At 67.6% G+C, this 15,160-nt stretch carries 18 protein-coding genes; 8 read left to right on the top strand and 10 right to left on the bottom strand.

Annotated features, from left to right (window positions below):
* Window positions 1–18: 18 nt before the first annotated feature.
* The gene (locus ACQPW1_RS45605) at window positions 19–441 is read left to right on the top strand and encodes a VOC family protein (RefSeq protein ID WP_433659930.1); all 423 of its coding nucleotides are present in this window, start codon (window positions 19–21) and stop codon (window positions 439–441) included.
* 4 nt (window positions 442–445) lie between these two features.
* Here the strand turns inward: ACQPW1_RS45605 and ACQPW1_RS45600 are convergent, their stop codons facing one another.
* Together ACQPW1_RS45600 and ACQPW1_RS45595 are read right to left on the bottom strand one after the other, a co-directional pair.
* On the bottom strand, window positions 446–1,177 hold the full coding sequence (locus ACQPW1_RS45600) for a ZIP family metal transporter (RefSeq protein WP_433659929.1): 732 nt from the start codon (window positions 1,175–1,177) through the stop codon (window positions 446–448).
* A gap of 79 nt (window positions 1,178–1,256) precedes the next feature.
* The gene (locus ACQPW1_RS45595; protein WP_433659928.1) at window positions 1,257–1,814 is read right to left on the bottom strand and encodes a TetR/AcrR family transcriptional regulator; all 558 of its coding nucleotides are present in this window, start codon (window positions 1,812–1,814) and stop codon (window positions 1,257–1,259) included.
* Window positions 1,815–1,909: 95 nt separating this feature from the next.
* On the opposite strand from ACQPW1_RS45595, the gene ACQPW1_RS45590 reads away from it, so the two are divergent.
* Window positions 1,910–3,235: a phthiocerol/phthiodiolone dimycocerosyl transferase family protein gene (locus ACQPW1_RS45590; RefSeq protein ID WP_433659927.1), complete on the top strand. Its 1,326-nt coding sequence runs from the start codon at window positions 1,910–1,912 to the stop codon at window positions 3,233–3,235.
* Here ACQPW1_RS45590 and ACQPW1_RS45585 read toward each other — a convergent pair.
* Complete coding sequence (locus ACQPW1_RS45585) at window positions 3,204–4,430, bottom strand: AI-2E family transporter (RefSeq protein WP_433659926.1); 1,227 nt, start codon at window positions 4,428–4,430, stop codon at window positions 3,204–3,206. The two genes, ACQPW1_RS45590 and ACQPW1_RS45585, sit on opposite strands and share 32 nt — an antisense overlap.
* 51 nt (window positions 4,431–4,481) lie before the next feature.
* The gene (locus ACQPW1_RS45580) at window positions 4,482–5,534 is read right to left on the bottom strand and encodes an NAD(P)-dependent alcohol dehydrogenase (RefSeq protein WP_433659924.1); all 1,053 of its coding nucleotides are present in this window, start codon (window positions 5,532–5,534) and stop codon (window positions 4,482–4,484) included.
* A 176-nt stretch (window positions 5,535–5,710) separates the two neighbouring features.
* On the opposite strand from ACQPW1_RS45580, the gene ACQPW1_RS45575 reads away from it, so the two are divergent.
* Window positions 5,711–6,799, top strand: a complete 1,089-nt coding sequence (locus ACQPW1_RS45575) for a S1C family serine protease (RefSeq protein WP_433659923.1) — start codon at window positions 5,711–5,713, stop codon at window positions 6,797–6,799.
* On the opposite strand, the gene ACQPW1_RS45570 is transcribed toward ACQPW1_RS45575, so the two are convergent.
* Window positions 6,796–7,362 carry a vitamin K epoxide reductase family protein gene (locus ACQPW1_RS45570; protein WP_433665532.1) on the bottom strand — a complete coding sequence of 189 codons (567 nt, stop codon included), beginning with the start codon at window positions 7,360–7,362 and terminating at the stop codon, window positions 6,796–6,798. The two genes, ACQPW1_RS45575 and ACQPW1_RS45570, sit on opposite strands and share 4 nt — an antisense overlap.
* The gene (locus ACQPW1_RS45565; RefSeq protein ID WP_433659921.1) at window positions 7,362–8,138 is read right to left on the bottom strand and encodes a DsbA family protein; all 777 of its coding nucleotides are present in this window, start codon (window positions 8,136–8,138) and stop codon (window positions 7,362–7,364) included. The genes ACQPW1_RS45570 and ACQPW1_RS45565 overlap by 1 nt, the downstream gene beginning before the upstream one ends.
* Window positions 8,139–8,353: 215 nt before the next feature.
* Between ACQPW1_RS45565 and ACQPW1_RS45560 the strand changes: the two genes are divergently transcribed.
* Complete coding sequence (locus ACQPW1_RS45560; RefSeq protein WP_433659919.1) at window positions 8,354–9,214, top strand: LLM class flavin-dependent oxidoreductase; 861 nt, start codon at window positions 8,354–8,356, stop codon at window positions 9,212–9,214.
* 3 nt (window positions 9,215–9,217) lie between these two features.
* On the opposite strand, the gene ACQPW1_RS45555 is transcribed toward ACQPW1_RS45560, so the two are convergent.
* From ACQPW1_RS45555 to ACQPW1_RS45540, 4 genes are read right to left on the bottom strand one after another with little or no spacing between them, the layout of a single operon-like run.
* Window positions 9,218–10,066, bottom strand: a complete 849-nt coding sequence (locus tag ACQPW1_RS45555; protein ID WP_433659917.1) for a polyphosphate kinase 2 family protein — start codon at window positions 10,064–10,066, stop codon at window positions 9,218–9,220.
* Window positions 10,067–10,096: 30 nt separating this feature from the next.
* Complete coding sequence (locus tag ACQPW1_RS45550; protein WP_433659915.1) at window positions 10,097–10,816, bottom strand: ESX secretion-associated protein EspG; 720 nt, start codon at window positions 10,814–10,816, stop codon at window positions 10,097–10,099.
* A gap of 5 nt (window positions 10,817–10,821) precedes the next feature.
* Window positions 10,822–11,460: a hypothetical protein gene (locus ACQPW1_RS45545; protein ID WP_433659914.1), complete on the bottom strand. Its 639-nt coding sequence runs from the start codon at window positions 11,458–11,460 to the stop codon at window positions 10,822–10,824.
* A gap of 29 nt (window positions 11,461–11,489) precedes the next feature.
* Entirely contained in the window at window positions 11,490–11,882 is a 393-nt protein-coding gene (locus ACQPW1_RS45540) for a hypothetical protein (protein WP_433659912.1), read from the bottom strand.
* Window positions 11,883–12,050: 168 nt separating this feature from the next.
* Between ACQPW1_RS45540 and ACQPW1_RS45535 the strand changes: the two genes are divergently transcribed.
* The 4 genes from ACQPW1_RS45535 (at window position 12,051) to ACQPW1_RS45520 (ending at window position 15,112) form a co-directional block, all read left to right on the top strand.
* Entirely contained in the window at window positions 12,051–12,776 is a 726-nt protein-coding gene (locus ACQPW1_RS45535) for a GntR family transcriptional regulator (RefSeq protein WP_433659910.1), read from the top strand.
* Window positions 12,777–12,862: 86 nt separating this feature from the next.
* A complete protein-coding gene (locus ACQPW1_RS45530; protein ID WP_433659909.1) occupies window positions 12,863–13,093 on the top strand; it encodes a hypothetical protein in 231 nt (76 codons plus the stop codon).
* Window positions 13,090–14,337, top strand: coding sequence for a serine hydrolase (locus ACQPW1_RS45525; RefSeq protein ID WP_433659907.1), 1,248 nt, complete (start codon window positions 13,090–13,092; stop codon window positions 14,335–14,337). Before ACQPW1_RS45530 ends, ACQPW1_RS45525 begins: the two co-directional genes overlap by 4 nt.
* A 151-nt stretch (window positions 14,338–14,488) precedes the next feature.
* Window positions 14,489–15,112 (top strand): hypothetical protein, encoded by a 624-nt coding sequence (locus tag ACQPW1_RS45520; protein ID WP_433659905.1) that lies wholly within the window; start codon window positions 14,489–14,491, stop codon window positions 15,110–15,112.
* Window positions 15,113–15,160 lie beyond the last annotated feature (48 nt).

Raw genomic sequence — 15,160 nt, 5'->3', positions numbered from 1 at the left:
CGTGTCGTATCGTCGAATGTGGGAACAGACGACACGTGGCCCGATGCGTTGCCGGTGGCGCAGGTTCGGATCGCCAGGCAGACGGATCAACTCGATGAGGTGGTGCGGTTCTACGTCGAAGGTCTCGGGCTGCGTGAGCTCTTCCGATTCGAGGGCCACGAGGGCTACAGCGGCGTGATGGTCGGATTGCCGGGTACTGGATACCACCTGGAGTTCACGACGCATGTGGACGGTAGCCCCGGTGCCGCGCCGAGTGCGGAAAACCTACTGGTGCTTTACTTCTCCGACGCGGCGCAGATGTCCGATGTTGCGCGGCGGCTCACCGAGTTCGGTGTCGAGCAGGTGGCGGCGGCGAATCCGTACTGGGTTGCCAACGGGGGCTTGACCTTTCCCGATCCGGACGGCTGGCGGGTGGTGGTGATGCCGCAGCCGGTGTTCTGACGGCTCAGTGGTTCAACGCGGCGACGCCGAGCATGAGGGCCGCGCCCGCCACGGTGCAGGCGAGGGTGAGGCGGGACGGGTGTACGGCGTGCGCCTCGGGCAGGATGTCGGCGGTGGCCAGGTACAGCAGGAAACCCGCGAAGTAGCCGAGGTAGAGGCCGACCACGCTGCCGGGGACATGGATCAGGCTGCCGAGTACCGCGCCGACGACGGGGGCGATCGCGTCTAGGGCGAGCAGCGTCAGGGCCCGCTTGCGGGCGTTGCCGTAGAGGGTCGAGATGGTGAAAGTGTTGAAGCCGTCGGCGAAGTCGTGCGAGATGACCGCGATGGCGACCGCGGCGCCGACGGTGGCGCCCGCCTGGTAGCCGAGGCCGATGCCGAAGCCGTCCAGCAGACTGTGAAAGATCAAGCCTGCCGCGGCAAGTAGGCCGACGGATTCGAAACCGTGTGTGTGCGTGCCGAATTCCTGCTCGTGCCCGGTGTGGATGGCGACCGCGCGCTCGATGACGTGGATGGTGAGAAACCCGCCCACCGCGGTGATCAACGCGGCGGGCACGCCGAGCACATGTTGAGTGGACTGTTCCAGCGCCTCCGGCAGCAGGTCGAAGAAGACCACGCCGAGCATCACGCCGGCGGCCAGGCCGAGCACCAGGTGTTTGCGGTCGCCGATGCGTACCGCGACGAAACCACCGACCAGCGTGGCGCACATGGACACCAGCGCCAGCAAGATCGCCATCGTTCCAGCATGGGTGATCGGCACGGGCGGGAACGTTAGCACGGGGCGACGTGTTCGCCGGATGGTCGCCCGGTACCGGTCAGGCGGCGGCGAGCCCCTCGGCCAGCGCGCGCAGGCCCGCGGCGATGGTCTCGGCGGAGGGTGCGTTGGCCGGGTCGATCAGCCATTGGATGAGCAGTCCGCCGATCATCGTCTGCAATACCGCGCCGACGGCGGGATCGGGCGTCGCGCTGTCGAAGACGTGCGAAAGTGCCTGGCGCGCTTGGCCTTGCGCGGTGCCGAGTTCGGTGCGCAGCTCGGGGGAGTGCAGCGCCTGCACGAAGCTCTCGATATTGGCGGACCAGAGCAGCCGTTCCTCGGTGAACGAGTTGATCAGCTGCTGGAGAAACGCGCGCAGCCGGGCGGCCGGATCGGCGGTGTCGTCGGCGGGCAGCGAGTCGAGGATCGCCTGCACCGCGGTCGCGCTCGACTCCAGCATGGCCTGGCTGAGCAGCTTGTCGCGGGTGCCGAAGTGGTAGTTGATCGCGGCCAGGTTGGTGCCGGAGGCGGCCACGATATCGCGCACGGTGGTGCGCGCGTAGCCGCGCTCGGCCAGGCACTGCTTGGCCGCGGCGAGGAGATCGTCTCGGGTTCCCACCTCCGCACGATAGCAGCAGGACATACGTGTGTTTGTGACGAGCGTTTCAAACATTCGTCTGTGACAAGTGTTTGAAACGTGCGTATGGTCGAGTCATGACCGCACAGCGACCTATATCCCCCTTCGAATCCACCTTCTTCGGCACGGATACCAAGCTCGGTAGCGTGCCCACCGGCGGCATGCCGCTGTTCATCGGCTCCACCGTGCACGGTGCGATCGACCCCGAGACCCTGCGCCGGGTACTCGGCGAACTGGCCGCCATCCATCCGCTGCTGCGCAGCAAGGTGGTGACCACTGCCGACGGCACGATGCACTTCCACCGCGACGACGACTACCGCCCGCGCCTGGACATCGCGGACGGCGACGAGGCCGACTATCTGCGGTTGGTGAACGGCCCGCGCGATTGGACCGACGGGTTGTTCCGCGCCCAGCTCCTGCGCGCCGGTGCGCGTCAGCAGCTCGTGTTGATCATCCATCACGGAATCTCCGATGGCCGTTCGGCTTTCGCGTTACTCGCGGAGCTGTGGCGGCGATACACCGCGCACATCGCGGGAAGCCCACTGCCGGTGGGTGAATCGGATCAGTCGTTGCCGGAGGCGATGGATACCCGCCTCGCCGAGGTGTTTTCCGATGCCGAGGTGGCCGAGTTCCTGGAACTCGCCCGCATGGGCGTGACGATGATCGACCCGGCGGCGGCCCCGCGTCAGCTGCCCTACGACAGGGACGGCAACGGCAACGATCCGCTCGGGCGATTCGCGGTGCGGCGCATCGAGTTGGATGCCGCCGAGACCAGGGCACTGGTCGATTCCGCTCGTGCGCAAGGCATCTCGGTCAACAGCTTGCTCACCGGCGCCGCGCTAGTCGCATTCCGGGCGCAGCTCGAACCGGACGCCGGTGCGCTGCCGATGATCTGCGGACACGCGGTGGACGTCCGCGGCGAGCTGAACCCGCCGCTGCCCGCGAACACCATGCTGAATTTCGCATCAGGCGTCGGCACCGTCGCGGAGGTCGAGCCGGACCACAGCCCGATCGGTCTCGGCCTGCTGGTGACGGCAGGCATGCAGGCCGCCGCGGAACGGCACGACGCGGGCCGATTCCTGCTGGCCGCCCAGCGCGTCACCGATCCGGCGACGGCCGCCGCGTTCGCCGCGCCGCCCACCCTGGCCATGTCCAATATCGGTCGCCTGCCCGCATATTCGACATCGGCGGGCGTCCGGCACGTTCGCGACGACGTCTTCGCCATGGGGCCGGGCATGCCGCCGAAGCTCACCGTGTTCACCGTCGGCGACCGGCTCACCATCCAGGTCGAGCACGACACCGCGGAGCACAGCCGCGCGCAAATGGGCAAGGTCACGCTGGCGCTGATCGAGCAGATCCGCTTGTGCGCGGCTACTCGCCCTTCGGCCGATCAGCTCCGATGAATCGAATGGTCAACTGGCGGGCCCATTTTCGATGTGGCTTCGGCGGTGGTGGCGGCAGCGGGGCGTCGTGGTCGACATCGGTCTGCACCTCGTAGCGTCGGATGTAGGCCCCGGCGAAGGCCTGCACGGTCGCGGTGACCGGAATAGCCAGCAGGGCACCGGTCGCGCCGAGTAGCGCCGCGCCCGCCAAGACCGCGCCGAAGGCGACGGCGGGGTGCATGTCCAGGGTGGTCGCGGTGATTCTCGGTTGCAGCACATAGTTTTCGAACTGCTGATACACCACGATGAAGCCGAGCACCCACAGCGCGTCCGAGGGACTGTGCACCAGCGCGACGATGATCGGCAGCGCACCCGCCAGGTAGGTGCCGACCGTCGGAATGAACTGCGAGACAACGCCGACCCACAGCGCGAGCGCGAAGGCCGACGGCACATCGAGCACCCGCAACGCGACATAGTGCGCCAATGTCGAAGCGAGCGCGAGCAATCCGCGCGAGTAGATGTAGCCGCCGGTCTTCTCCACCGCGATATCCCAGGCGCGCAACACATGTCGCTGTTTACGCGGCGGCAGCAGCGAGCACACGGCGTTGCGGAAGCGCGGGCCGTCGGCGGCGAAGTAGTAGGTGAACAGCAGGATGCCGAGGGACTGGAAGACCACGCTGATCGTCCGCGTGCCGATGTCCCAGGCGTTTCCGGCCGCGCCCTCGAGATACTTGCTCCAGTTGCTGGTGTACTTCTCGATGTCGGTTCCGGACAGGTGCGTCTTGAAGGTGCTGTTGATCCAGTCGATGCCTTGATCGGCATACTGCGGCGCGTTGTTGACCAGGGTGGTGACCTGATCAATCAGCAACGACCCGAGCGTCCAGAAGAATCCGAAGACGACCGCCGCCAAGACGAGGAACACCAACCCCGTGGCGAGTCCGCGCTTCATCCCCCGTCGCGCGAGCGCGTTCACCGCGGGCTCGATCGCGAACGCCAGGAACAGCGAAACCAGCAGAATGGTAAGCAAACCCTGCAACCGGGTCAGCATCCAGAACCCAGCGAACAGCCCGGCCACCGTCGCCGCGGCGAGCAGGAACGCCCGCAACAGCCACGGCGGCGGACCGGTCGTCATCTCCGCGGTGACCACGGCCTCGCCGACGGGTACCGCCGGTACATCGGTGGGCCGTGTCGCGTTGTCGTCTTCATCCGAGGCCACATCGCCAACGTACCCACGCTGGGGCGGGTCTACCGGTCAACCCGCAAAGCGCTAGATGGTGGACACGTCGATGACGAAGCGGTAGCGGACGTCGCTGGCGACCACGCGGTCGTAGGCGCCGTCGATCTCGTCGGCCGAGATCACCTCGATCTCCGCGCCGATGCCGTGCTCGGCGCAGAAGTTCAGCATCTCCTGGGTTTGCGCGATGCCGCCGATCGATGAACCGGCCAGCGAGCGCCGAAAGCCCGCGAGGGTGAACGGCTTGACGCTCATCGGGCTTTCCGGAAGCCCGAGGATCACCAGGGTGCCGTCGAGATTCAGCAGCTTCATGTAGTGATCGATCGGCAGATCGGCCGAGACGGTGTTGAGGATCAGGTCGAACCGGCCGCGCAGTTCGCGGAAGGTCTCCCGATCGCTGGTCGCGTAGTAGTGGCTCGCGCCGAACCGCTTGCCGTCCTCCTGCTTGCTCAGCGAGTGGCTGAGCACGGTGACCTCGGCACCGAGCGCCGATGCGATCTTCACCCCGACGTGCCCGAGGCCGCCCATGCCGATGATGGCGACCTTCTTGCCCGGCCCGGCGTTCCAGTGCCGCAGCGGCGAGAACAGGGTGACGCCCGCGCACAGCAGCGGCGCCGCCTGGTCGAGCCCGATCCCCTCGGGAATGCCGACGACGAAGTTCTCGGTCACCACGATCTGGGTGGAGTAGCCGCCCATCGTGTACCCGTTGGCCTGGACCGCCGGGTCGACCTTGGCGTTGTAGGTCATGGTGGCGCCGCGGGTGCAGTACTGCTCCTCGTCGGCCAGACACGGGCCGCACTTACCGCAGGAATTCACCATGCAGCCGACGCCGACGCGGTCGCCGACCTGATACTTGCTCACCTCGGAGCCGACCGCGGCGACTAGGCCCGCGATCTCGTGACCCGGCACGCAGGGGTACTTGGTGCCACCCCATTCGTCGCGCGCGGTGTGAATGTCGGAATGGCAGATGCCCGCGTACTTGATGTCGATCAAGACATCGCGCGGACCGAGATCCCGGCGCTCGATCGTCACCTTCTCGAACGCGCCGTCGGATGCGGATAGGGCGTACGCGGCAGCTGTTGTCATGCATACATGCCTACCGCCGCATGCCATCAGTTGCCAAACACGACACATAACGGACATGCCTGATTTCCGGACACGCGGGTATATCGGCGGTGATCGGCTGCCCCTCGGACCGTTTTCTGATCTACGGTGAAGATCTCCGGCCACAATGGAATTCGCAGGCAGCGAGGCGGAGAGCGATGAATGAGCAACGGTTCGGAGGTCGCGCGCTGGCGATGATCGTCGCCGCGCTGCTTGCCGTGGCCGGATTCCTCGGCTACCGCGGTGAGCTGCCCGGTTGGCCGAGCGGGGCGAGCGAGGTCGCCGCGCCGATCATCGAGCCCGCCCCGCCACCGCTGGATCCGCTGGCCGTCGCCGCCGTGGTCGACCCGGCGCTGGTGGACGTCAGCGCCTCGACCAAGCCGTTCGGGCTCGGCGCCGCCGGGTCGGGCATCGTGCTCACCGCGGACGGTCAGGTGCTGACCAGCCATCACGTGGTCAAGGGCGCGGACACGGTGACCGTCACCGATGTCGGCAACGGCCGGGACTACGACGCCGTCGTGCTCGGCTACGACTCCGACGCCGATATCGCGCTGCTCGCGCTGTCCGGCGCGACGGGGTTGCCGACCGCCCGCATCGGCAGCTCGGCCGACGCGCGGGTGCGTGACGAGGTGCTGGCGATCGGCAATGCCGGTGGGGTCGGCGGTACCCCGACCGCGATCCAGGGCACGCTCACCGATCTGGACAGCACCATCGCCGCGCTCAATTCCGCCGACCTGTCCCGCAAGGCACTCACCGGGATGCTCGAGGTCGCCGCCGCGGTCACCTCCGGGCAGTCCGGCGGGGCGCTGGCCGATCGCGAGGGCGCGGTGATCGGCGTGATCGCGGCCGCGTCCGGCGATCCGGCGCGCACGGTGAACCGGCCGCCGAACGGCTACGCGGTGCCGATCGACACCGCGATGCGGGTGGTCCAGCAGATCCGTTCCGGCACGCCGACCGACACCGTGCACGTCGGGCCGACCGCGACGCTCGGCGTGCTGACCACCGACGCGAAACCCGCTGGGGCACGGATCGATATGGCGATCTACGGACTACCCGCCTACGCGGCCGGGCTGACGCACGGCGAGGTGATCACGTCCGTGGACGGTCGCGCGATCAGCACCGCCCGCGCGCTGCACGCCGCGATCAACGTGCACAAGCCCGACGACACCATCCAACTCGAAATCCTCGACACCGCGGGCGCCCGGCGCACGGTCACCCTGGTGCTCGCGCTCGGCACGCCGAACTAGAACAGCGACAGCCAGTAGTCCTGGAACCGCAGGAAGATCAGCAGCAGCACCACCGCGTAGAACAGCGCGACGATCGTCCACCGCCACTCGGCGAGAATCCGCAGCGGGCCGCGTGACCCACCCCAGAGCTGATCGGTGACCACCGCGAGCACCGGCGTGATGATCGCCCACACCACCATGCAGTACGGGCACAGCGCGTTGATCCGGTACAGGCTCTGGAAGATCAGCCAGCCGACGAACCCGACACCGGCCAGCAGGCCGAGCCACAGCCCACCCCAGATCCAGGTCGGGAACCCCACCCCGGCCACCGACAGCACGGCGAGGGTGACCAGCACGGAGAAGCCGACGATGCCGATGATCGGGTTGGGGAACCCGAACACCGCGGCCTGCTTGGTCACCATCACCGAGCCGCAGGACAGGATCGGATTGATGCTGCACGACGGGGTGTAGCCCGGATCGGTGAACAGCTTGAACCGTTCGACGGTCAGCGCCACCGACGCCAGCCAGCCGGCCAGCCCGCCGATCAGCAGTATCCAGGCGGCCCGGGGTGGGGCGGCCTTGATCACTGCGCCGCGGCGGCGGCGATCACGGGTGCGAGGCCGCCGGAGCCCATGAGCTCCTGGCTCGACTGGATCTGCTTGCCGTTGACGAAGACCGACGGGGTCTGCTTGATGCCGCTGTTGAGCACGTCGGTGGTGCGGGCCTGGATGTACTTGTCGTACTTCACGTCAGTGATGCAGCTCGCCACCGAATCCGGGTAACCCGCCGCCTTCGCGATCTCGACCAGCTTGTCGTTGGTCAGGCCCGCACCGCCCTCGGCGGGCTGCTGGGCGAACATCGAGGTCACCCAGGCCATGTACTTGGCCGGATCCGCCTCGGCGACGCAGTACGAGGCGTTCGCCGCGCGGGTCGAGTAGCGGGTGGTCGATCCCTTGTCCAGGAACGCGATCACGTTGTACTCGACCGCGATGGTGCCGTTCTTCACGTTGTCGTCGAGCACCTGGGCGTTGGCGGCCTCGAAGCTCTTGCACGCGGGGCACTGCAGGTCGGCGACCACCCGGACGGTGACCTTCGCGTCGGGCTTGCCGATGCGGATCGAGCCGTTGTCGGTGATCTTGCCGGTGATACCGGCCGCGTTCTGGTTCGCGGCCGCCGGAATGGCCGGGGTCGGGCCGGGGTCGTCCCTGCGGGCCTTCTTCACCGCGACACCGATGCCGATCGCCGCGATGAGCGCGATCAGTACGGCGGCCACGGCCACCTGGATGAAGATCTTGCGGTTGCGGTCGCTGCGATCCGCCGCCAGCAGCGGGTTCTTCTTCCCACCCGGGTTCTTGCTCACCGTGCGTTCACCACGCCTTTCGCTCGACTGCCGGTACCTGCCGCCACGATGGTAGAGCCGGAAACTGAACCCCGCGTGGGCGGCCTCGCGCATGCGCGGCTCGCAAGCGCTCTAATCGGGCCACGGCCACATCATCCTGGGTGAACCTGAGAGATTCCGAAATATCGGGCGTGGACGTGGCCAGGATGTCGTACCCACCGGGTAGGAATGGTCGGATGACTGTTCTCGGTGCCGTATTTCGTCCACAGAATCCGCCCGAGCGACTGCGCGCCGTGGCCCGGGTCGCGGAGGAGTCCGGGCTGGAGCAGCTGTGGCTCTGGGAGGACTGTTTCCTGGAGAGTGGGATAGCAAGTGCCGCAGCGGTTTTGGCCTGGACCGAGCGGGTGCATGTCGGCATCGGACTGCTGCCGGTGCCGCTGCGGAACGTGGCGTTGACCGCGATGGAAGCGGCGACCCTGGACCGGTTGTTCCCCGATCGGGTGGTGCTCGGCGTCGGCCACGGTGTGCAGGACTGGATGGGGCAGGTAGGCGCGCGAGTCGATTCCCCAGTCACGTTGCTGGGTGAGTATCTGGATGCGTTGCGCGGGTTGCTCGCGGGCAAGCGGGTCACCACCTCGGGTCGCTACGTGCACCTCGACGATGTGGCGCTCGACTGGCCGCCGCTCGCGCCGCCGCGGGTTTTTGCCGGTGCCCGTGGTCCGCGCTCGATTCGCCTGTGCGGTTCGCATGCCGATGGGACGCTGCTGGATTCGATCACCGACGCGGATGGCGTGCGTGCCGCGCGGGCACAGATCGATGCGGGACGAGCCGAGGCCGGACGCACCGATGCGCACGTGATCGTCGCGAATCTGCTTGCGGTCACCGGTCCGGACGCGGCGGCACGGCTGGCCGCCGAACGGACACCGCGGCACGCACCGGGCGCCGGAGTCGCCGGTGACGCGCATGCCGTGGCCGCCGCTGTACGCGAGTTGGCCGAGGCCGGTGCGGACACCGTCGTCATCCAGCCGACCGCGGACGAACCGGACCCCGAAGGCTTCGTCCGCTTCGTTGCCGAAGAAGTCCGCCCGCTGGTGTAGGCGTCAGGCCTCGGCGAGGCGGCGCTTCTGCTCCTCGACATCGAATTTCGCCGGGGGCCATTCGAGGTCGAGGCGTTCCAGGGCGTCGATGAGTAGTTCGGTGATCGCGAGGCGGGAGAACCATTTACGGTCGGCCGGGATCACGTGCCACGGGGCGTAATCGGTGTCGGTGCGATCGAGCATGGCCTGGTAGGCCTCTTGATAGGCGGGCCAGTAGGCGCGCTCATCGATGTCGGACGGATTGAACTTCCAGTACTTGTCCGGCCGCTCCAGGCGTTCCATCAGCCGCTTCTTCTGCTCGTCGAGCGAGACGAACATGGCCGCTTTCACCACCGTGGTGCCCTCGTCCACGAGTTCCCGCTCGAAGGCGTTGATCTCGTCGTAGCGCGGCTCCCACTCCTTCTTCGGGACCAGGTCGTGCACGCGCACCACCAGCACGTCCTCGTAGTGCGAGCGGTCGAAGACGCCGAGCTGGCCGCCGCGCGGCAGTGCCTTGCGGATGCGCCACAGGTAGTGGTGGCGCTTCTCCTCCTCGGACGGCACCCCGAACGCGTGGTGGTCCACGCCCTGCGGGTCGACCGAGCCGATGACGTGCCGGACGATGCCGCCCTTGCCTGCCGTGTCCATGCCCTGCAACACCAGCAGTACGCTGCGCGAATCACCGGACCGGCCATTGGCATAGAGCCGTTCCTGCAATGCCGACAGCACCTCGGTGCGCTCGGCGAGTAGCTCCTGGCCGGCCGCCTTGTCACCCTTGAAGCCGGGCGTGCCGGAGGTGTCCAGATCAGCGATCCGCAATCCATCGGCTTTCAGGGCCTCGGTGGCCGGAACGGACCAGCTCTTCTTCGCCATCTCTCACAACTACCACAGCGGGGAGCCCGCTCAGCGGATGTGCGCGAGACCGATCAGCTGGGCCGCGAAGTCGTCGTCGGAGACCGGGGTGAGGATGAGGTCCTGGGACGTCGTCAACAGGTAGCGCCCGTCGCCGGTGAAATCGAGCCAGGTGCGGTGCCGGGTGGGCGGCGACATCGGGTTGTCGGGTTCCACGGTGACGGTCAGGAAACCGCGGCCGTCGACCGGCTTGCGCAGCGTCTGACGGAACCGGGCGGCGCCGCGATGTCCATTGGTGGCGAACGGCTCGGCATGGTCCGGGCCCAGCACTGCGTCCTGCGGTTCCCGCATGGTGCCGAGCTTGCCCGGCTGGGCCGGGCCGATGATCTGCACCAGGCGCTCGCCGACCTGACGGGCGTGGCACATCAGCACGGTCACCTTGTCCGGCGTGGCGACCAGGATGCCCGCGTGTTTGTGTACCACCGCGGCGAAGGCGAGGATGCGTTCGGTGTCGCCGCCGGTGCCGTTGCGCGGGAGCGTGCCGCGTTCACCGGAGACGGTGATGGTGGTCGCGTCGGAGCGGCCGCAGAGCATCAGCGCGGCGGCCAGGTCGGGGTCGGCCTGGCGGGCGAAGCGTTGCGGCAAACGCAGTGCGGCGTACTCGGATTCGGTGCGCACGGTGGCCGCGGGCACCATGTTGACCGGGTACGGCCTGCGGTCGAGGCTGGTTTCGTTTTCCCAGACGTGCGAGAACTCGTCCGGGGTGAGCACCCATTTCACTGTGCGGCGCCCCCGTCGCCCGCGGGCCGTGGTCCGTCGGGGGGTGGGATGAAGCGGGGTACGTGATTGCCGGAGGCGGGCATGGTCGGGGCGTAGACGTAGGTCATCGTGTCCCGGACGTCGGCCTCGACATCGGCCGCGGCACTGTCGTGCGCCATCCGCCGCTTGCCGCCGTAGACCGCCTCGGCCGCCGGGTCGTCCAGCGGCCGGTACGGTAGCGGCGGCGGGATGGCGCCCCGAATCGTTTGCGCGGCATCGCTGTTCAGTTCCAGCAGGCGTGCGACCGCGCGGCATACCTCGTGCGCTGCGGTACCGGCGAGGATGAACTCCCGGGTGGCCCGCAATGCGGCGTCGGCGGCGCGGCCCGACCAGCGGGCGAACTCCCGGTTGGCGGCGTCGGAGAAGGCTTGGAAGGCTTCGGCGAGCGCGTCCGCGTTGGCCTGCCACGCCGCCGACGCCTGACCTAGCGCGGCCGGGTCGAGCGCCTCGTGGACGAGGTCCCAGATCTCCTGATGGCTGTACGAGCCGAAGCGTTCCCGATCCGGTGCGTAGGCGGGATCGGTTGCGCCGGTACGTAATCCGGCCAGTTCCTGGCGGATGGTCTCGGCGGCCGCACGGGCCGCGGAATCTGCCACGTCGCCCCCTCAGCCGTCTCGTTGCTGTGTCATCGAGCCTCTAGGTGCTCGGCGACCAGGTCGAGGGCTGCCTTGTTCGCAGCCTCGGCATCGGCGAACTTCTTGCCCGCCGCCAGATATGCGGCCTTGAACAGCAGCGCGGTCTCCTGGAAGGCCGCGAGGGTGTCCAGGTATTGCCTGCCCTTGTCGTCGAAGCCGCGGGTAAGGCCTTGTCCGCTGGGCAGATTCGGGAATCCCGTCACATCGGTGACGAGGTGCCCGTTGGCCATCGCGTGGTGTAGGTCGTCGACCAGCTTGTCGCAAGCGGCAGCGAGGTTTTCGGCGACATCCGGTGCCAGCTCGAAGGGCTGACCGGTGCCCGCCCCGATGGCCGCCGCGTACAGTTGTCTTGCCGTCCCCTGCCCGGTGTCCGGTACCGCCATCTGGGAAACCCCCTCTGTTGGTCCACTCCGTAGCGCCGTACTGGATGGGCACTCTACCGGTCGGTAACGCCGAGCGGGACCCGCTTGCCCGCGCGCACCCGCTGTGATGTGGGGCACGATTGTTACACTGACCAGTGGCCCGAGGCGGTGTGCGCAGAGAGGCGACCAGTGCCCGAAATCGACGAAGTGCTGCCGAAATATCTGCGGATATCGGGGTACATCCGCGATCGGATCGAGCGCGGTGAGCTCGTGCCGGGTGACGAGGTCCCTTCCGAGCGTGAGCTCGCCGCCCAGTGGAAAGTAGCGCGGCCGACCGCGGCCAAAGCGCTGAATACGTTGCGGCAGCAGGGAATTGTGGAATCGCGGCGCGGGTCGGGAACCTATGTGTCCGAGCGGCCGGTGCTGCGCGAGCAGGCACCGCAATACGGTTCGGCCTACGCGGAGCATGCCTCGGTGACCGTGCTGGAAGCCACCCTCCTCACCGCACCCGACCATGTCGCCGAGGTGCTCGGCCTGCCGCGGGGCAGTGCGGTACTCATGCGAAAGCGGTTGACCGGCAACGGTTCCCGCGCCACCGAGGTGGTGACCTCCTGGTTCGCCGGTGAGCTCGCCGAGCTCGCGCCGCGGCTGCTGCGCGCCGAGCGGCTGCCCGGCGGCACGCTGCGCTACCTCGAATCGGTGACCGACCGCCGGGTGTCCTATCTGCGCGACCAGCTCGCCGCCCGCCTGGCCACCGCTGACGAGCGCCGCCACCTCGCGTTGGCCAGGCCCGCCGCCGTGCTGGTCTATCAACTCACGCTGCACGCCGCCGGCGGGGCCGTGATCCAGCTCGACGAGGTCGTGCACCCGCCGGAAAAGTGGACGTTCCAACACGAGTATTCCAGAAGCTCATAGCCACTTTTTCGGCATTGACACCTACCCGAGACGGGTGGCATAGTCCGCCTATCGGAAGTGGCATAGACCAAAGGGTGGGAGGTGCGATGTTCGATCAATTGACCATCGGTAGCTGGGTGATCGTCGACGAGCACTGCTCGGTTCGACGCGCTCCCCTCCGGGGTGAGGACTACCTGACCTTCGTCTTCGAAAGCGGCGGAAGCGAATTCGAATTCGCGCTGGCGCCAGGGGTGTTTCGGCGCATGATCGACCTGGCCGCCGCCGCCCCGTCCGGACCGGACGAGGCGGAGATCGAGGTCGATATGCTGGGCAAATGAGCACACTCCCGAGCACGTTGGTGACGGTCGCCGAGGATTTGGACTCGGTGACCACGGTCGGCGGTGAGGACGATCCGGCGGCGGCCGGGCTGGCGGCTCGGGAGGTGGAGGCGCTGTGGGCATCGGTGCGCGACTGGTATCGGATGGGGACGACCCCGGCGATTCAGGTGTGTCTGCGGCGCAACGGGAAGATCGTGTTGAACCGGACCATCGGACACGGATGGGGGAACGCGCCGGGGGACGGGGTGGCGGCGGCGAAAGTGCTCGCGACGCCGGACACCCCGTTCTGCGGGTTCTCCACGGCGAAAGGGGTTTCGGCGGCACTGCTGTTCATGCTGATCGAGCAGGGCGCGTTTCGGCTCGACGACCCGGTGTGCCGCTACATTCCGGAGTTCGCGGCCAATGGCAAGGAGCGGATCACCATCGGTCAGGTGTTGTCGCATTCGGCGGGTGTGCCGTTCGTGACACCGCCCTATAAAGGGTTCGAGTTGGTGACCGACGAGGAATTGGCCGTGCGCGGATTGGCCGATCTGGTTCCCAGCTGGCCGCCGGGCCGATTCCGTATTTACCACGCGCTGACGAGTGGGCTGATTCAACGGCTGCTGGTGCAGCGGGCGACCGGCAAACGAATGCGGGAACACCTCGCCGAACAGGTGCTCGAGCCATTGGGGTTCCGCTGGAACAACTTCGGGGTGCGGCCCGAGGATGTGGACAAGGTCGTGGCCGGGGTGAAGACCGGGCCGGGGCCGTCGCGCATCTCGAAGTTCCTGGCGCGCAAGGCACTCGGCGGCGGCATGGGTGGGGTGGTCTCCGATTCGGCGACCCGGACCTTCCTGACCGCCGAACTCCCGTCGGGCAATCTCGTCACCACGGCCTACGAGCTGTCGCGCTTCTACGAAATCCTCACGCGCGGTGGGGAATTAGACGGCGTACGAATCATGCGAGCCAGCACGCTGCGTGAGGCGATGCAACCGGCGAACCGGATACCGGGCCTGGCCGGACGGGTGAGCCGGGCGGGCTTCGAACTGGGCGGGCGCCGGTCGAAGTTCGGGCGCAACACCCAGGCACACTTCGGCCGCAGCGGGCTGACGACCCAGTACGGCTGGGCCGACCCGGCGCGCGGCCTGTCGGGCGCGATCCTGACCAGCGGCAAGGCGACCACAGATACACAGCGACCGTGGCAGCTGGTCGCGCAGATCTCCGACACCGTCGAGCAATTGGATGCTCGGCCGTCGTGGTTGTGAATTACCGACAGCGGAATTGCAAGCCCCACAAATAGGGGCGCGTCACAAAGAGCGTGTCCGCAAAGTCACTGTCATGTATCGAATTCGAGCATTCGGTCGATATGTCGATCGGGGCGCGGTGCGCGCGCTCCGCTCGAGATGGAGATCGAACATGTTGCAGTGGAACACGAGTAGACGCAAGGTGCGGAAGGTAGTCATGCTATCCGCCGTCGCCGGAGCGTTGGCGCTCGCTCCCGCGGCGCTCATCGTGCCGGCCTTCGCCTTCCCTGGTGACGACTCTGCCGCGCCTACCGCGCCCGTTACCGCCGCGCCGGTGACGACTGCTCCGCCCGCTACTACCGCCGCCCCGCCCGCTACTACCGCGCCGCCGGTGACGACCGCGCCGCCGGTGACCACTACTCCGCCGGTGACGACCACCCCGCCGGTCACCACGACCCCGCCGGTGACCACTGAACCGCCGGTGACTACCGAACCGCCGGTGACGACTCCCTCATTCCCCGATGATTCCGATGACGTCTTCGGTCCCGACGGCTTCGACAAGTGGGGCTACAACCGATGGGGTTATGACCGCTGGGGTTATGACAAGTGGGGCTACGACCATTCCGGCTACAACCGCGCCGGTTATGACAAGTGGGGCTACGACCGACAGGGCTACAACGGGGACGGTTACACCTCGCAGGGTTGCGCCCGTTCCGGCGACGACCGCCCGGACGCCGACCATGCGGCCTGCGCACTGCGTAAGGCGCGCCCCGCAACCGGCAGTGCGGGCAGCTGAACACCTACCTGACTAGCTCAGCATCCTGCTGAACACCTCGCACACCGA

Source organism: Nocardia sp. CA-128927 (genome assembly GCF_050955855.1).
Lineage (GTDB): Bacteria > Actinomycetota > Actinomycetes > Mycobacteriales > Mycobacteriaceae > Nocardia.
Note: the sequence above shows the minus strand (reverse complement) of the source record. Positions and strands in the feature narration are given on the sequence as shown.

Coding starts and splice junctions, on each gene's coding strand:
- ACQPW1_RS45600 (WP_433659929.1), bottom strand. CDS start 1,177: ATGGCGATCTTGCTGGCGCTGGTGTCCATGTGCGCCACGCTGGTCGGT.
- ACQPW1_RS45590 (WP_433659927.1), top strand. CDS start 1,910: ATGACCGCACAGCGACCTATATCCCCCTTCGAATCCACCTTCTTCGGC.
- ACQPW1_RS45580 (WP_433659924.1), bottom strand. CDS start 5,534: ATGACAACAGCTGCCGCGTACGCCCTATCCGCATCCGACGGCGCGTTC.
- ACQPW1_RS45575 (WP_433659923.1), top strand. CDS start 5,711: ATGAATGAGCAACGGTTCGGAGGTCGCGCGCTGGCGATGATCGTCGCC.
- ACQPW1_RS45560 (WP_433659919.1), top strand. CDS start 8,354: ATGACTGTTCTCGGTGCCGTATTTCGTCCACAGAATCCGCCCGAGCGA.
- ACQPW1_RS45555 (WP_433659917.1), bottom strand. CDS start 10,066: ATGGCGAAGAAGAGCTGGTCCGTTCCGGCCACCGAGGCCCTGAAAGCC.
- ACQPW1_RS45540 (WP_433659912.1), bottom strand. CDS start 11,882: ATGGCGGTACCGGACACCGGGCAGGGGACGGCAAGACAACTGTACGCG.
- ACQPW1_RS45530 (WP_433659909.1), top strand. CDS start 12,863: ATGTTCGATCAATTGACCATCGGTAGCTGGGTGATCGTCGACGAGCAC.
- ACQPW1_RS45525 (WP_433659907.1), top strand. CDS start 13,090: ATGAGCACACTCCCGAGCACGTTGGTGACGGTCGCCGAGGATTTGGAC.
- ACQPW1_RS45520 (WP_433659905.1), top strand. CDS start 14,489: ATGTTGCAGTGGAACACGAGTAGACGCAAGGTGCGGAAGGTAGTCATG.